Below are 14,665 nucleotides of genomic sequence, written 5' to 3' on the forward strand. Positions count from 1 at the left end.
GTGGGGCGTTACATCGTTTCCGCGAACAGCTCGCGGCCGATCAGCATCCGGCGGATCTCGCTCGTGCCGGCGCCGATCTCGTACAGCTTCGCATCGCGCCACAGGCGGCCGACCGGATATTCGTTGATGTAGCCGTTGCCGCCGAGGATCTGGATCGCCTCGCCGGCCATCCACGTCGCCTTCTCGGCCGTGTAGAGGATCACGCCCGCGCAATCCTTGCGCACCTGGCGGATATGGTCGCTGCCCGCCGAGTCGAGATGGCGGCCGACCGCGTACAGGTACGCGCGGCACGCCTGGAACGTGGTGTACATGTCGGCGACCTTGCCCTGGATCAGCTGGAATTCGCCGATCGACTGGCCGAACTGCTTGCGGTCGTGGATATACGGCACCACGGCGTCGAGGCACGCGGCCATGATGCCCGTGGGGCCGCCCGACAGCACCGCGCGCTCGTAGTCGAGGCCGCTCATCAGCACCTTCACGCCGCCGTTCAACTGGCCGAGGATATTCTCTTCCGGCACCTCGACGTCCTGGAACACCAGCTCGCCCGTGTGCGAGCCGCGCATGCCGAGCTTGTCGAGCTTCTGCGCGACCGAGAAGCCCTTCATCCCCTTCTCGACGATGAACGCGGTGATGCCGCGCGAGTGGGCTTCGACGTCCGTCTTCGCGTAGACGACGAGCGTGTCGCAATCCGGGCCGTTGGTGATCCACATCTTCGTGCCGTTCAGCACGTAACGATCGCCGCGCTTGTCGGCACGCAGCTTCATGCTGACGACGTCGGAACCGGCGTTCGGCTCGCTCATCGCGAGCGCGCCGATGTGTTCGCCCGACACGAGCTTCGGCAGGTATTTCCGCTTCTGCGCTTCGGTGCCGTTGCGGTGGATCTGGTTCACGCACAGGTTCGAGTGCGCGCCGTACGACAGGCCGATCGACGCCGAGGCGCGCGAGATCTCCTCCATCGCGACCATGTGCGCGGTGTAGCCCATGTTCGCGCCGCCGTATTCCTCGGCGACCGTCATGCCGAGCACGCCGAGATCGCCGAACTTCTTCCACAGATCCATCGGAAACTGGTCGGTGCGGTCGACCTCCGCCGCGCGCGGCGTGATTTCCTTCGCCGCAAACGTCGCGACGGCGTCGCGCAGCATCTCGATGTCTTCACCGAGCATGAATTGCACGCCGGGCAGGTTGATCATGTCTCCTCCGTCTCCAGAAAGTGTGTCGCACTCATCCATTTCTGAGTTTCGCTCAAATCGAATGAATGCACCAATTCATTAACCAATAAAGCGGAAATTTTGCACAGTTTCGCGCCTCGCCGGGTTCGGCGTCAATAGTTTTTTGAGTGACACTCAGATATCATGTGGACATGACAGCCGCTCCCGCCGACACCATGACCGACACCGCCAAAGCCGATCGCGCCGACGCGCCGCGCGCGCCCGCCGGGCGCAAATCCCAGCAGCGCGTGCAGGACATTCTGCGCGCCGGCCGTGAAGTGTTCGCCGAAAAAGGTTACGAGCATGCGACGGCCGCCGAGATCGCGCAGCGCGTGGGCGTGTCGGAGGCGACGGTGTTCAGCTACTTCCGCGGCAAGCGCGAGCTGTGCGCGCGCGTGATCGCGGACTGGTACGACGAAATCATCGCGGCGTTCGAGCACGGCATGCCGCGGGATGCATCGGTGCAGCAGCAGTTCGCGTTCATCGTGCGCACCCACCTGCGGCTGATGCTGGTGAACGGCACGGGGCTGTGCGCGCTGGTGCTGTCGGAAGGCCGCGCGAAGCAGCATGCGCTGAGCGACGAGCTGACCGCACTGCAGCGCCGCTACACGGCGCCGCTGATGGACGTGCTCGCGCGCGGCCAGGCGGCCGGGCAGGTGCGTGCGGACCTGCCGCTGAGCCTGTTGCGTTCGATGGTGTTCGGGCCGATGGAGCACGTGCTGTGGGATGCGATCCTCGGGCACCGCAAGCTCGATACGGAAACGACGGCCGCGCAGCTGATCGACATGCTGTGGGCCGCCATGCAGCCGCCGGCGCCGGAACAGGCGGCGCTCGTGCGTTTCAGGAATGAAGTCGCGGAAGCCGTGCGGCGGCTGGAAGACGAAAACGCGCGCGCGTGACGCGCGGCGGGCGGCGCGCCCGCCACCCCGGTGCCGCGCGCTGCCGGGCGAGCTCGGCGCCGCTACGACTCCTCGCCGACGCGCAGCGGCGCGCGGCTTTGCTCGTTGTTCAAATGGACGAATTTGCGCAACAGGCGCATCAGTTCCTGCGAATCGTCCTCTCCCATTCCGTCGAACAGGCCGGCCCGCAGCTCCTTCACCGACGGAATCAGGTGCGTGAGCAGTTCGACGCCCGCCGGCGTCAGCAACAGGCGGCGCTGACGTCGCGGCAGCACTTCGCGCACGATCAATCCTTTCGCTTCGAGCCGGACCGCGAGATCCGCGGTCGTCGACGTATCGAGCGCCACCCGCTGCGCGAGCGTCACCTGATCGAGCCCCGGGCTTTCGTAGAGCATCCGCAGCACCGCGTACTGCACCGGCGTCACGTCCCGGCCCAGCTTCTCGTAGAACATCGCAACCGCGATCTGGTGTGCGCGCCGGATCAGGTGCCCGGGTTCGTCGTACAGATCGAGCGGGAAAGCCGGCGCGACGGCGGGATTCGTTTTTTCCATGAATGAGTCGATGACATAGGCGACGCGCGCCGGTTGCGCGCGCCGACGGCATGGCGCTGCCTCGCGCCATTTCCCGGGAAAACCAGTATACCGCCCGCCTTGCTCCAGCCAAGCTCGATGAGTACACTGAATCTCATTCAGTACACGGAATGAAGAGATGCCGCGTACCGGCGGCATCGACCTGAAGGAGACGACGAACGTGTTTCTCAAGAATGCTTGGTACGTGGCGTGCACGCCCGATGAAATCGACGGCAAGCCGCTGGGCCGCACGATCTGCAACGAGTCGATGGTGTTTTACCGCGCGGCGGACGGCCAGGTCGCCGCGCTCGAGGATTTCTGCCCGCACCGCGGCGCGCCGTTGTCGCTGGGTTTCGTGCGCGACGGGGTGCTCGTGTGCGGCTATCACGGGCTGGAAATGGGCTGTAACGGCAAGGCGGCCGGCATGCCGGGCCAGCGCGTCGGCGGCTTCCCGCCGATTCGCAGCTTTCCGGCGGTCGAGCGGTACGGCTTCATCTGGGTCTGGCCGGGCGATGCGGCGGCGGCCGATCCGGCCAAGCTGCCCGCGCTGGCGTGGGCCGAGGATCCGGCCTGGGCCCACGGCGGCGGCCTGTATCACATCCGTTGCGACTACCGGCTGATGATCGACAACCTGATGGACCTCACGCACGAAACCTACGTGCATGCGACGAGCATCGGCCAGAAGGAAATCGACGAAGCGCCGCCGAAGACGACCAGCCACGGCGACGAAGTCGTCACGAGCCGCTTCATGGAGAACGTGATGCCGCCGCCGTTCTGGCGGATGGCATTGCGCGGCAACGGGTTGGCCGACGACGTGCCGGTCGACCGCTGGCAGATCTGCCGCTTCTCGCCGCCGAGCCACGTGATGATCGAAGTCGGCGTCGCGCATGCGGGCCACGGCGGCTACGACGCGCCGGCCGACCTGAAGGCGTCGTCGATCGTGGTCGACTTCATCACGCCCGAGACGGACACCTCGATCTGGTACTTCTGGGGCATGGCGCGCAACTTCCGGCCCGACGACCCCGCGCTGACCGCCGAGATCCGCGAAGGCCAGGGCAAGATCTTCGCCGAGGATCTCGAGATGCTCGAGCGCCAGCAGCGCAACCTGGAGAAGTGGCCCGATCGCAAGCTGCTCAAGCTCAACATCGACGCCGGCGGCGTAATGTCGCGCAAGGTGATCGAGCGGCTGCTCGCCGACGAGAACGCGTCGAACCCGCAGCGGCCCGTGATCCCGGTCGCGCCCGTCAAGGCGGCGTCATGAGCGCCGCGACCCTGACGGTGCGCGTCGCGCGCAAGTGGCAGGAAGCGCGCGACATCTGCGGCTTCGAATTCGTCAGCGACGACGGTGCGCCGCTGCCCCGCTTCGACGCCGGCGCCCATATCGACGTGCATCTGCCGGGCGGCCTCGTGCGCCAGTATTCGCTGTGCAACCACCCGGAGCACGGTGATCGCTATCAGATCGCCGTGCTGCGCGACGCCGACGGGCGCGGCGGGTCGCGCGCCATTCACGACGCAGTCCGCCAAGGCGATATCGTACGGATCGGCGTGCCGCGCAATCAGTTTCCGCTCGCGCCCGACGCGCCGCACCACCTGCTGCTCGCGGGCGGGATCGGCGTCACGCCGATCCTCAGCATGGCGGAACGGTTGTTCTCGTCGGGCCAGCCGTTCGACATGCACTACTGCGCGCGTTCGACCGATCGCATGGCGTTCGTCGCGCGAATCCACGCAGCCGGGTTTCACGATCGCACCCGCTTCCACGTCGACGACGGCGACCCCGCGCAACGCTTCGATCTGGCCACCGTGCTTGCCGCCGCGCCGGAAGGCACCCACCTGTATGTATGCGGCCCGCGCGGCTTCATGGACGCGGTACTGAACGCCGCGCGCGCGCGCCACTGGGACGAAGCGCGGCTGCACTACGAGTTCTTCGGCGGCACGGTTGCGTCGTCCGGTGCGGACCGCGCGTTCCGGGTCCGGATCGCGAGCAGCGGCCAGGTGATCGACGTGCCGGCCGAATGCACGGTCGTCGCGGCGCTGGCGGCGAACGGCGTCGACGTGCTGACGTCGTGCGAGCAAGGCGTATGCGGCACCTGCGTGACGCGCGTGCTGCAAGGCGAGCCCGATCATCGCGACTCGTATCTGACCGAAGAGGAACAGGCGGCCGGCGACCAGTTCATGCCGTGCTGTTCGCGATCGCGAAGCGACCTGCTGGTACTCGATCTGTAGACGGACCGCCCGATCCGCGGCGGCCAACCACAATACTGGAGACGATCCATGGAGCAACGTGCCCGGCCACCGGTCACTACCACGCCCTTCCCGCTCGACCGATGGTGGGTCGCCGCGCTGTCGTCCGAACTGACGGACCAACCCGTTGCCCGCACGCTGCTCGGCCGTCCGGTCGTCCTGTTCCGGTTGCCGTCCGGGGAAGTCGGCGCGCTGGAGGATCGCTGCTGCCACAAGTCGCTGCCGCTGTCGTGCGGCTCGCTCGAAGCACGCGGCCTGCGCTGCGGCTATCACGGCCTGCTGTTCGACCGCGGCGGTGCATGCATCGAGATCCCCGGCCAGGACCGGGTTCCGGCGAAAGCGTGCGTGTCGTCGTATCCGGTGCAGGAGCAGGATGCGATCGTGTGGATCTGGATCGGCGCCGACGCGCACGCGAAACCGGCCGGCGCACCGCCGCGCTACGCGTTCCACGCGGATCCGCAATACCGGTTCGGCGGCGGCAACTACCATTACGATGCGCCGTATCAACTGATTCACGACAACCTGATGGACCTGAGCCACCTCGGCTATGTCCATCTGAAAACGATCGGCGGCAACGCGTCGCTGCACATGGGCGCGGAAACCCGCGTCAGCAGCGACGGCGACACGGTGACGCTGGTTCGCCGGATGCCGGATTCCGACCCGCCGCCGACCTACACCGCCGCCTGGCCGTTCGCGGGCCGCGTCGATCGCTGGCAGGAAATCGAGTTCCACGTGTCGCACATCCGGATCTGGACCGGCGCGATGGACGCCGGCACCGGCGACCTGCACGATCCGGCGCGCGGCGGCTTTCACATGCGCGGCTTCCACGGCATCACGCCCGAGACGGAAACGACGACGCACTACTTCTGGACCGTCGCGACCAACCCGCAACACGACGTGGAGCGCGTCGCGCAAACGGTCATCGAGCAGTCCGCGGCGACGTTCGACGAAGACAAGACCGTGATCGAAGCGCAATACCGGAATCAGCTGCGCTTTCCGGGCAGCCGCCAGATCGACATTCATGTCGACGCGGGCCCCAATCGCGCGCGGCGCGTGATCGAGCGGCTGCTGCAACCGGAACCCGCGTAAGCGTCGCGCCGGCGCGCGAATCACACCTACCGGACACAACGGGCGTTCGCCGGAAGGCTCGTCCGCCCAGGCATTCGCTTTCGTCCCATTCGTTGCCGCCGGTTTCGATTTCATCCCATTTAATTAGTCATACTATTTTTCAAGGATCTTTGACGTGAGCGCAAGTATCCGCAATACGATCGACGAATCCCCGATGAGCGTGTTCCAGACGATGGCGGTCACGGCCTGCGTCGTGCTGAACATGCTCGATGGCTTCGATGTGCTGGCCATCGCGTTTGCCGCACCGCATCTGGCGGCCGAATGGAAACTGAGCGGCAAGGAAATCGGCCTGCTGCTGAGTGCCGGGCTGGCCGGCATGGGAATCGGCTCGGTGCTGATCGCGCCGTTGGCCGACCGCGTCGGCCGCCGCCGCATCATCCTGCTCTGCCTCACGGTGATCTCGACCGGGATGCTCGCCTGCGCGGCCACCCACAGCACGCTGCAGCTCGCCGTCGCGCGCGCGTACACGGGGCTCGGCATCGGCGGCATGCTGGCGAGCCTGACCGTCATCAGCGGCGAGTACGCGTCGAACAAGTGGCGCAGCGCCGCGATCGGCATGCAGTCGACCGGTTATGCGATCGGCGCCACCGCCGGCGGCGTCGTCGCCGGCTACCTGCTGTCGACGTGGGGATGGCGCAGCGTGTTCGCGTTCGGCGGCATCCTGACCTTGCTGGCGATCCCGATGGTGCTCGCGATGCTGCCGGAATCGCTCGACTTCCTGCTGGCGCGGCGTCCGGACGACGCGCTGCGGAAAATCAACCGCATCCTCGCGCGAATGAAGCGCTCACCGATCGCCGCGCTGCCGCCCTCGTCCATCGACACGGCAAGCCCCGCGTCGGGCTGGACCGCCGTGCTGCGCGCACCGCTCGCGCGCCGCACGATCGCGTTGTGGATCGCGTTCTTCCTCGTGATGGGCAGCTTCTACTTCGTCGTGAGCTGGACGCCGAAGCTGCTGGTCCAGGCCGGGCTGTCGACATCGCAGGGCGTCACCGGCGGCGTCCTGCTCAACCTCGGCGGCATTGCGGGCGCGTCGCTCTTCAGCCTGCTGTCGACAAGGTTCGGCCTGCGCAACCTGCTCGCCGCGACCCTGCTGCTCGGCGGCGCGCTAATGGTCGTGTTCGGCGCGAACACCGGCTCGCTCGGCATCGGGATGATCGTCGCGGTGTTCCTCGGCGCCGTGATCAATGCGTGCGTGGCCGGCATGTATGCGCTGTCGCCAACGCCGTACCCCGCGGAAATCCGCACGACCGGCATCGGCCTCGCGGTCGGCATCGGCCGCCTCGGCGCGATCCTGTCGCCGATGACCGTCGGTGCGCTGCTGGACGACGGCTGGGCTGTCTCCCATCTCTACCTCGCGTTCCTCGTACCGATGGCCGGCGCGGCGATCGCCGTCGCCGTGGCGGGCACGCGCGCCGCGGCACCACGCCGGCAACGCGACCCGGCGCTGTCGTAACACGGAACGCCCGCAGCCCTGCCGATACCCGTCGGCCTCCCGGACACGCCCGGGGCACTCAAAAAAATCGATAAGCATATCTACATACTGTTTGGAGACAGCCATGAAAACGAAACTGGGCGTCGCACTCGCGACGGTGATGGCGCTGGCCGGGCCGGCCTGCGCGCAAAGCAGCGTCACGCTGTACGGGATCATCGATACCGGTGTGTCCTACTACAACAACGCCGCGCGCGGCGGATCGTTCACGGGCATGCCGACGCTGACCGGCGAGGTGCCGTCACGGTGGGGGCTGAGAGGCACCGAGGATCTCGGCGGCGGCTACCAGGCCTTCTTCGTGCTCGAGAACGGTTTCCAGCCCGGCACCGGCGCGCTGAATTACGGCGGGCGCCTGTTCGGGCGACAGGCGAACGTCGGCGTGAGCGGTCCGTTCGGCGCGCTGACGCTTGGCCGCCAGATGAACATGTCGATGATCGTGCTGACCAATGCCGACGTGATCGGCCCGTCGATTCACTCCATGGCGGATTTCGACTCCTATCTGCCGAACGCGCGCAGCGACAATGCGATCGGCTACAAGGGCACGTTCCACGGCGTGACGCTCGGCGCCACCTACAGCTTCGGCCGCGACGCGGCCGGGCCGGCAGGGCCGTCGGCGACAGGCTGCGCCGGGCAGGTGCCCGGCGACATCGTCGCCTGCCGCCAATACACGGCGATGCTCGCGTACGACGCGAGCCATTTCGGGCTCGCCGCATCGCACGACGTGATGCGCGGCGGCGGCGGCGCACTCGCGCCGCTGAACAATCCGGCGTACACCGACACGCGCGACATCGTCGCCGGCTACGTGAAGATCGGCCCCGCGAAACTGGGTGCCGGGTGGATCCGCCGCAACCTCGCGGCGGCCGAGCACCTGCAGGCCGATATCGTGTTCGCCGGCGGGACGTATTACGCGACGCCTTACCTCGCGCTCGATCTCCAGGGCGTACGCTACCTGCAACGCCGCGAAAACAGCGAAGGCGGCACGAATGCCACGCTGCTCGTCGGCCGCGCGAACTATTTCCTGTCGAAGCGGACGACCGTCTATACGTCGGTGGGCTACATGTTCAACAGCGCGCTGGCCGCGAACGCGGTCGCCGCCGGCGGGACGGTCGGTACCGGAATGAACCAGCTCGGCGTGATGGCCGGCATCCAGCAGAAGTTCTGAACGCCGGACGCCGCACCGGCGCCTCGTCAATCGGCGAGCCGGCAGTGCGAGAGCTTCAACCCCGGCAATACGGGCGCATCGATATAGCCTTCGTTCACGCAGCTGAACCGGAACGCCGCCGACGTGACGAACGGCTTGATCTCCCCGCCGGGGAATTTCGGCTTCAGCGCGGCCTGGTCGGCCACGTCGAAATGCGTATCGAACTGCTCGCCGTCGGCCGTCAGCGCGCCGAAGTACGTGCCGGCCGGGTCGCTGCCCATCCGGATCACGGCGCCGACGAACACGAGGCGCCGGCCGTCGTATTTCGTCTTCGCGGCGGCCATGTCCTGCGTATAGGCCTCGATCACGGCGCCGTAATGCGCATCGATCGCGGGTTCGGCGGCCGAAGCCGCGCAAGCGACCTCGTGAACGCCCGCCAGCAGCGCGCAGGCCGCAAGCGCGGCCGCCGCAAACGGCGCGGAAATCTTCTTCATCGGTGGTCTCCCGTCCAGCGTGGTGGTTGAAGTCGTCGAAGCCCGGCGCTTGCGCCGGTTGCATTCGCTTTCGTTGCTTTAATCGTTCGAATGGCGGAACACGGCTGCGATCACTTCATCACGCGCAGGGTCGTGCGCGGTGCACGGCGCCGCGCGGAACGCGACGTGACTGGAAGATGACATGGTGCGGCCCCCGGCTCTCTCGTTGATTTTTACTGCGTCTGATTTTGGCCGCTACGGTAGCAGACGGTCGATGGCCCGGCAACTGGGTCCCGTGCATTGCCGGCCATCCCATTACAATTGCAAATGATTCTCATTAAATATATCATGCGCAACCTGGCCGCAACCAAATGCCGCGGCCCGCAACACGATCCTTGGTATTCCTCCTGCCTCGATTCATGCCATCCCGTCGAACGCCTCGCCGTGCCCGGACCCAGCGTCCGTGGCGCACCCGCCTGCCTGCCCTGCTCACCCTTTGCGTCGCGAGCGGCGTGCATGCGGCCAACGCCGAACCCGTCACGCCCGCATCGACTCCCGCGACGCCAACCGAACATGAACTCCCGGCGATCAGCGTCAGCGCGTCGGCAACGGCCGATCCGACGGTCGGCTATCAGCCGCGCACCACGCGCATCGCGGGCGGCGACGACCGTTCGCTGAAGGAGATTCCGCAATCGGTCGCGGTGGTCAGCAGCAGCGTGATGCAGGACCAGCAGGCGCGCTCGCTCGACGACGTGCTCGGCAACATCAGCGGCGTCACGCAGACGAACACGCTCGGCGGCACGCGCGACGCGTTCATCAAGCGCGGCTTCGGATCGAACAACGACGGCTCGGTGCTCGTCGACGGCGTGCGCACGCCGGTGCTGCACAGCTATCTCGCGACGATCGATCGCGTCGAAGTGCTGAAAGGGCCCGCGTCGCTGCTGTACGGGATGCAGGATCCGGGCGGCGTGATCAACCTCGTCACGCGCAAGCCGGAAGACACGTTCGGCGGCTCGATCTCCGCGTCGCGCACGAGCCATGGCGGCAGCAGCGCGCAGTTCGACCTCACGGGCCCGCTCGGCAAGCCGGGCCAGGTCGCGGGCGGCACGCTCGCGTTCCGGCTGACCGGCGAATACGACACGAGCCGCTACTGGCGCAGCTTCGGCCGCGAACGCAATGCGCTGATCGCGCCCGCGCTGTCGTGGCACGACGCGAACACGTCGATCGACGTCAGCTACCAGTACGTCGACTACACGACGCCGTTCGATCGCGGCACCGTGCTCGTGAACGGCCAGCTCGACGATACGCTGCGTTATCGCCGCTACGAGGAAGCGTGGTCGCAAAGCAGCGGCATCCAGGAAACGCTGCGTACGCGCATCGAGCACCGCTTCTCCGACGCATGGCGTGTACGCGCGACCTACGGCTGGGGCCGCGACCGCTACGATCAGTACATTACGCGCGCCACCGCGTTCAACAGCAGGACCGGCGCGCTGACGCGCTCGTCCGACGCGAACCTGGGGCGCAACGATTCCGACCAGATCGCGACGCTCGGCCTGCTCGGCAACGTGACGCTGGCGGGGATGAACCACGCGCTCTACATCGGCGGCGAATACGAGCGGCAGCGCAGCTTCCGCGGCGACACGATCCGCGGCAAGGCGACGACCGGTTTCAATCTCTACGATCCCGTGTACGGCCTGCTCGCACCGGGCGGCACGCCCAACGCGAAGCAAAGCGATTCGCGCTCGGTCGTGCATGCGTATTCGACGATCGTTCAGGATACCGTGAAGATCACCGACCGCCTCACGGCAGTGGGCGGGCTGCGCTGGGAAAACTGGCAGCAGGAATCGGGCATGGGGCGCCCGTTCGTGTTCGCCGACCGGTCGCGCGGCAGCGTCTGGCTGCCGCAGTTCGGGCTCGCCTATGCGCTCACGCCCGAGCTGACCGCGTATGCGAACGTGAGCCGTTCGTTCAAGCCGAACGTCGCATCGAACGTCGCGGCACCGCTCGCGCCGGAATACGGCCGCGTGCTCGAGGCCGGGCTGAAGTTCAGCCTGAAGCCCGCGATCACCGGCACGCTCGCGGTCTACCAGATCGACAAGCGCAACGTCGCGGTCACGGTCGGCGACCTCACGTCGACGATCGGTACCGCGCGCTCGCGCGGGATCGAGCTCGACGTCGCCGGGCAGATCACGCGTCACCTGAGCGTGATCGGCAGCTATGCGTATACGAACGCGAACGATCGCGACAGCAACACACCGCTCGTCAACGTCGCACGCCACACGGGCAGCCTGTTCGCGGTGTACGACACGGCCATCGCGAACCTGCCGGGCCGCTGGCGCTTCGGCGGTGGCGCGCGCCTCGTCGGCGCACGCCCCGGCGATACGGCGAACAGCTTCACGCTGCCCGGCTACGTGACCGTCGATGCGTTCGCCGCCTACGAAACGACGATCGGCAAGTTCCCGACGCGCTTCCAGCTCAACGTGAAGAACCTGCTCGACAAGACCTACTACCCGTCGAGCAACAACAACCTGATCGTCGCGGTCGGCGAACCGCGGCTCGTCACGTTGACGACGACGGTATCGTTCTGACGCAACGGGATGGCCGGCGCGGTCACGGGCGCCAGCGATAAACGACGATGTTCGACCCGTTGTAGTTGTCCTTCGTGATCACGTACTCGCCGGTCGAGCGCAGGTAGGCACGCACGCCGTACATCGAATCGACGTCGTTGCCGACGTCCATCGCCGACGTGTTCGAATTCGTCAGCGTCGTGACGAGCGCGCCGGTGTTCAGGTCGAACACGTCGATGTTCGGCACCGTGTGCACGTAGCCGACGAACAGATAGTGGCCGGCCGCCGCGATCGATTTCGGGTTCGCGCTCGTCAGGTTGATCACCGGGTTCGGCGCGCTCGTGTTGCCGCTCTTCCAGCCGTGATAGACCTCGATGTGCCCGTTCATCGCGGTCCAGTCCCAATTGCCCGCGAGGCCCTGCGCGAGGATCATCGTGTCGCTGTCGGCCTGGTAGATGATGCGCGTGACCGGCGCGACGCCGGTCGGCACGGGCGTCGTCGTCGGCTTGCCCCACGACGGCTTGCCGGTCGCGTCGAAGCCCGTCATCGGGTAGCGCGCGATCACGTTCGATCCGTTCAGCCCGGCCCACACGTCGCCGTTGCCGTCGATGTCGAAACCGGCCGTCACCTGCAGCGTCGTGTTGAACGGCTTGCCCGGCAGCGAACCGGCCGGGATCGCGATGTAGCCGCTCGCGGTGTTGAAGTAATAGAAGTTGAAGTTGCCCGGGTTCTGGCCCGACGCGACGAGGATCCGGTTGCCGCCGACGTTCACGAGCTGGCCGAAGTGCTGGCCGCGCTGATAGTCGTTCATGTCGAGGCGCGGGTCCTTCGGGTAGGTGAACGGGTCGACCGTGTTCGCGACGAACGCGCCGCCCGCGGTGCCCGTGTACACGTTGTTGCCGCTGAAGAACAACGTGCCGTCCGTCACCGGATCGGGCGCGGCGATTCCCTCGAAGTTCAACGCCTGCAGCTTCCATTGCAGCGTGCCGACCGGGCTGTACGAATGCAGATCGGTGCTGCCATTGCGGCCGAGATCCCAGCCGCCGCCCCACGCGTTGTTCAGCACGTACAGGTTGCCGGCCGCATCCTTGCCGAGCGCCGCGACGCGCGTGAAGCGCTTGTCGCCGACCTGCCCCTTGATGCCCGTCGTCGTGTCGAGATAACCGCCCTGCACGCCGAACGTGCCGACCTGCACCGGCATCCCGGGCAGCCCGCCGTACACCTTGATGTTCATGTCAGGCCCTTCGTCGCCCACCATCAACTGGCCCATCGACGCATCGAAGTACAACGACGCCGGCCGCGCGCCGGCCGCCATCTGAAGCGTGTTCATCGCCGCACCGGCCGCGCTGAACTGCGCGACGACGCCCGCGCTCTTGCGCGCGACCCACAGATTGCCGGCCGCATCGAGCGCCAGCGCGCCGGGACCCGTGACGCCGATGTCGCGCTGCCATACGCCGTCGGTCGTATAGACGCGCACGCGGTTGCCGTAGAAGTCGCTCACGTACAGCAGGTTGCCGCCCGTCGCGAGGCCCGTGATCACGTCCGCGTACTGGATGCCCGTCCACGTGCTGACCGGGATGCGCAGGTCGCGCTGGTTCGAGCTTCGGTTGTAGCGCCCCACCGAGCCGCTGCCGAACGTGCGGTTGTAGCCGAGCGCGACGAACAGCGACGTGGCATTGCCGGTGATCGCTCCGCCCTGGAATTCGTCGTGGATGCCGATCGTGCCGAGCGGCTGGCCGTTCTGGTAGATCGCGACGCCGCCCGCGTTCTCGTCCCAGCGCGACGCCGTGTAGATCACGCCTTCGGGCGCGACCCACATCGAGCGTGCGCCGTTGCCGACGTGGGCGGCCAGCGTGCCGTACGTGTTCGCAAGCCAGTCGGTCGAGTATTGCGCCTGCGCGTGGCCCGCCGGCGCCAGCAGCGCCATGCACATTCCCAGCAACGCCGCGCGGATTTGTTTCATTGACATGAATAATGCTCCCAGACGAACAATGGTCGACACTGTAAATCGCGGCGCATGAAATATTGGTGATTCAGAATGGTCGACACTGTAAATCGCGGCGCATGAAATATTGGTGATTCAGGCAAATGCGCATTCGCCGTTACTCCGAATTATTCACTCCACGCCTTTTGCCGTCCGGCGCTTTTTCGTCAACGATCGCAAAATCTGCAAAACCGCGCCACGACGGCCTGACGGTCACGCGATCTCGACGTATACGCCGGCATTTTCTTCCGAATCACCCGATACAAATGCGTCATTTTTCCTTATATGACCGCATTGCCTTTTCATCCCGGAATTCTTTTCGATTATTACAAATAGAAATCAAAATGAAAGGAGAAAAATATTATTCGATGCGATCGGCTGTTCGCGATTTCGCGCGCGGAAGGGAAAACGGGAGGGAAAGGAGGAATGCGGCGGGAAAAACCGCGCGCGGCCGGACCGGCACGCGGCGGCGATCGCTCAACTTGCCGGGTCGAGCGTCGGGCCGCCCCAGCCGTCGACGTATTTCGGCAGCGCGTCGGCGACGTCGATCACGCGTGGCCCGTAGAACAGGGGCATCGACGGTTGCAAGTGGTCCGGCAGCGGCCCGCCATGCGCACCCGCGGTCAAGCTGTTCGGCACGACGCGCATGCCGGGCCGGTTCGTCCCGAACACGATCTCGCCGCGCGATGCGCACCACGCCCGTGACATCGACATCGACGGATGCGGGAACGTCGCGTGACCGCCGTCGATCGTCACCTGCTCCGGCGGCCATGCAGTAGCCGACAGCATCGGCGTGCCGTAAAAATCGCGGCACGTCGCGCAATGACAGTTCGCGCGCGCCGCCCGCTCGCCGCGCAGCGTGACCGTCACGGCACGCACAGGCAGCGCGCGGAAAGCGTTCGGGTCATGTCGTCTCCTCGAAAAGGGAGGCGACGGTATAGGAGCATGCCGGCAACGATGCCCGCA

At 66.5% G+C, this 14,665-nt stretch carries 11 protein-coding genes and 1 pseudogene; 7 read left to right on the forward strand and 5 right to left on the reverse strand.

Translation table 11 applies throughout. The features are described 5' to 3' along the window. Window positions 1-8: 8 nt before the first annotated feature. On the reverse strand, window positions 9-1,190 hold the full coding sequence (locus VXM69_RS13500) for an isovaleryl-CoA dehydrogenase (RefSeq protein WP_034190578.1): 1,182 nt from the start codon (window positions 1,188-1,190) through the stop codon (window positions 9-11). Window positions 1,191-1,360: 170 nt separating this feature from the next. Between VXM69_RS13500 and VXM69_RS13505 the strand changes: the two genes are divergently transcribed. Further along, window positions 1,361-2,107, forward strand: a complete 747-nt coding sequence (locus VXM69_RS13505) for a TetR/AcrR family transcriptional regulator (protein WP_034190579.1) — start codon at window positions 1,361-1,363, stop codon at window positions 2,105-2,107. Between the two features lie 62 nt (window positions 2,108-2,169). Here VXM69_RS13505 and VXM69_RS13510 read toward each other — a convergent pair whose 3' ends face one another. Continuing rightward, entirely contained in the window at window positions 2,170-2,658 is a 489-nt protein-coding gene (locus VXM69_RS13510) for a MarR family winged helix-turn-helix transcriptional regulator (protein WP_034190580.1), read from the reverse strand. A 199-nt stretch (window positions 2,659-2,857) separates the two neighbouring features. On the opposite strand from VXM69_RS13510, the gene VXM69_RS13515 reads away from it, so the two are divergent. The 5 genes from VXM69_RS13515 to VXM69_RS13535 all read left to right on the forward strand — a co-directional run bounded on the left by VXM69_RS13515 (window position 2,858) and on the right by VXM69_RS13535 (window position 8,696). Beyond that, window positions 2,858-3,937 (forward strand): aromatic ring-hydroxylating dioxygenase subunit alpha, encoded by a 1,080-nt coding sequence (locus VXM69_RS13515; protein ID WP_034190632.1) that lies wholly within the window; start codon window positions 2,858-2,860, stop codon window positions 3,935-3,937. After that, on the forward strand, window positions 3,934-4,899 hold the full coding sequence (locus VXM69_RS13520) for a 2Fe-2S iron-sulfur cluster-binding protein (RefSeq protein WP_367188747.1): 966 nt from the start codon (window positions 3,934-3,936) through the stop codon (window positions 4,897-4,899). The genes VXM69_RS13515 and VXM69_RS13520 overlap by 4 nt, the downstream gene beginning before the upstream one ends. A 48-nt stretch (window positions 4,900-4,947) precedes the next feature. Then, window positions 4,948-6,006, forward strand: a complete 1,059-nt coding sequence (locus VXM69_RS13525; protein WP_034190582.1) for an aromatic ring-hydroxylating dioxygenase subunit alpha — start codon at window positions 4,948-4,950, stop codon at window positions 6,004-6,006. A 154-nt stretch (window positions 6,007-6,160) separates the two neighbouring features. Further along, on the forward strand, window positions 6,161-7,498 hold the full coding sequence (locus VXM69_RS13530) for an MFS transporter (RefSeq protein WP_124609983.1): 1,338 nt from the start codon (window positions 6,161-6,163) through the stop codon (window positions 7,496-7,498). Between the two features lie 103 nt (window positions 7,499-7,601). Further along, window positions 7,602-8,696 carry a porin gene (locus VXM69_RS13535; RefSeq protein WP_367188748.1) on the forward strand — a complete coding sequence of 365 codons (1,095 nt, stop codon included), beginning with the start codon at window positions 7,602-7,604 and terminating at the stop codon, window positions 8,694-8,696. A 26-nt stretch (window positions 8,697-8,722) separates the two neighbouring features. On the opposite strand, the gene VXM69_RS13540 is transcribed toward VXM69_RS13535, so the two are convergent. Next, window positions 8,723-9,169, reverse strand: a complete 447-nt coding sequence (locus tag VXM69_RS13540) for a hypothetical protein (RefSeq protein WP_069706707.1) — start codon at window positions 9,167-9,169, stop codon at window positions 8,723-8,725. 398 nt (window positions 9,170-9,567) lie between these two features. Here VXM69_RS13540 and VXM69_RS13545 point away from each other — a divergent pair, with 398 nt between their 5' ends. Then, window positions 9,568-11,736, forward strand: a complete 2,169-nt coding sequence (locus VXM69_RS13545; protein WP_367188749.1) for a TonB-dependent siderophore receptor — start codon at window positions 9,568-9,570, stop codon at window positions 11,734-11,736. 22 nt (window positions 11,737-11,758) lie between these two features. Here VXM69_RS13545 and VXM69_RS13550 read toward each other — a convergent pair whose 3' ends face one another. Next, window positions 11,759-13,684, reverse strand: coding sequence for an SMP-30/gluconolaconase/LRE-like region family protein (locus VXM69_RS13550; RefSeq protein WP_367188750.1), 1,926 nt, complete (start codon window positions 13,682-13,684; stop codon window positions 11,759-11,761). Window positions 13,685-14,176: 492 nt separating this feature from the next. Beyond that, window positions 14,177-14,607 (reverse strand): annotated as a pseudogene (locus tag VXM69_RS13555) (GFA family protein). Window positions 14,608-14,665 lie beyond the last annotated feature (58 nt).

This window comes from Burkholderia sp. Ed8 (assembly GCF_040761425.1).
Taxonomy (GTDB): Bacteria; Pseudomonadota; Gammaproteobacteria; order Burkholderiales; family Burkholderiaceae; genus Burkholderia; species Burkholderia seminalis.

Excerpts from the sequence above, each read along its gene's own strand:
- VXM69_RS13520 (WP_367188747.1), top strand. The coding sequence starts at position 3,934 with ATGAGCGCCGCGACCCTGACGGTGCGCGTCGCGCGCAAGTGGCAGGAA.
- VXM69_RS13545 (WP_367188749.1), top strand. The coding sequence starts at position 9,568 with ATGCCATCCCGTCGAACGCCTCGCCGTGCCCGGACCCAGCGTCCGTGG.
- VXM69_RS13510 (WP_034190580.1), bottom strand. The coding sequence starts at position 2,658 with ATGGAAAAAACGAATCCCGCCGTCGCGCCGGCTTTCCCGCTCGATCTG.
- VXM69_RS13535 (WP_367188748.1), top strand. The coding sequence starts at position 7,602 with ATGAAAACGAAACTGGGCGTCGCACTCGCGACGGTGATGGCGCTGGCC.
- VXM69_RS13540 (WP_069706707.1), bottom strand. The coding sequence starts at position 9,169 with ATGAAGAAGATTTCCGCGCCGTTTGCGGCGGCCGCGCTTGCGGCCTGC.
- VXM69_RS13550 (WP_367188750.1), bottom strand. The coding sequence starts at position 13,684 with ATGTCAATGAAACAAATCCGCGCGGCGTTGCTGGGAATGTGCATGGCG.
- VXM69_RS13525 (WP_034190582.1), top strand. The coding sequence starts at position 4,948 with ATGGAGCAACGTGCCCGGCCACCGGTCACTACCACGCCCTTCCCGCTC.
- VXM69_RS13505 (WP_034190579.1), top strand. The coding sequence starts at position 1,361 with ATGACAGCCGCTCCCGCCGACACCATGACCGACACCGCCAAAGCCGAT.
- VXM69_RS13500 (WP_034190578.1), bottom strand. The coding sequence starts at position 1,190 with ATGATCAACCTGCCCGGCGTGCAATTCATGCTCGGTGAAGACATCGAG.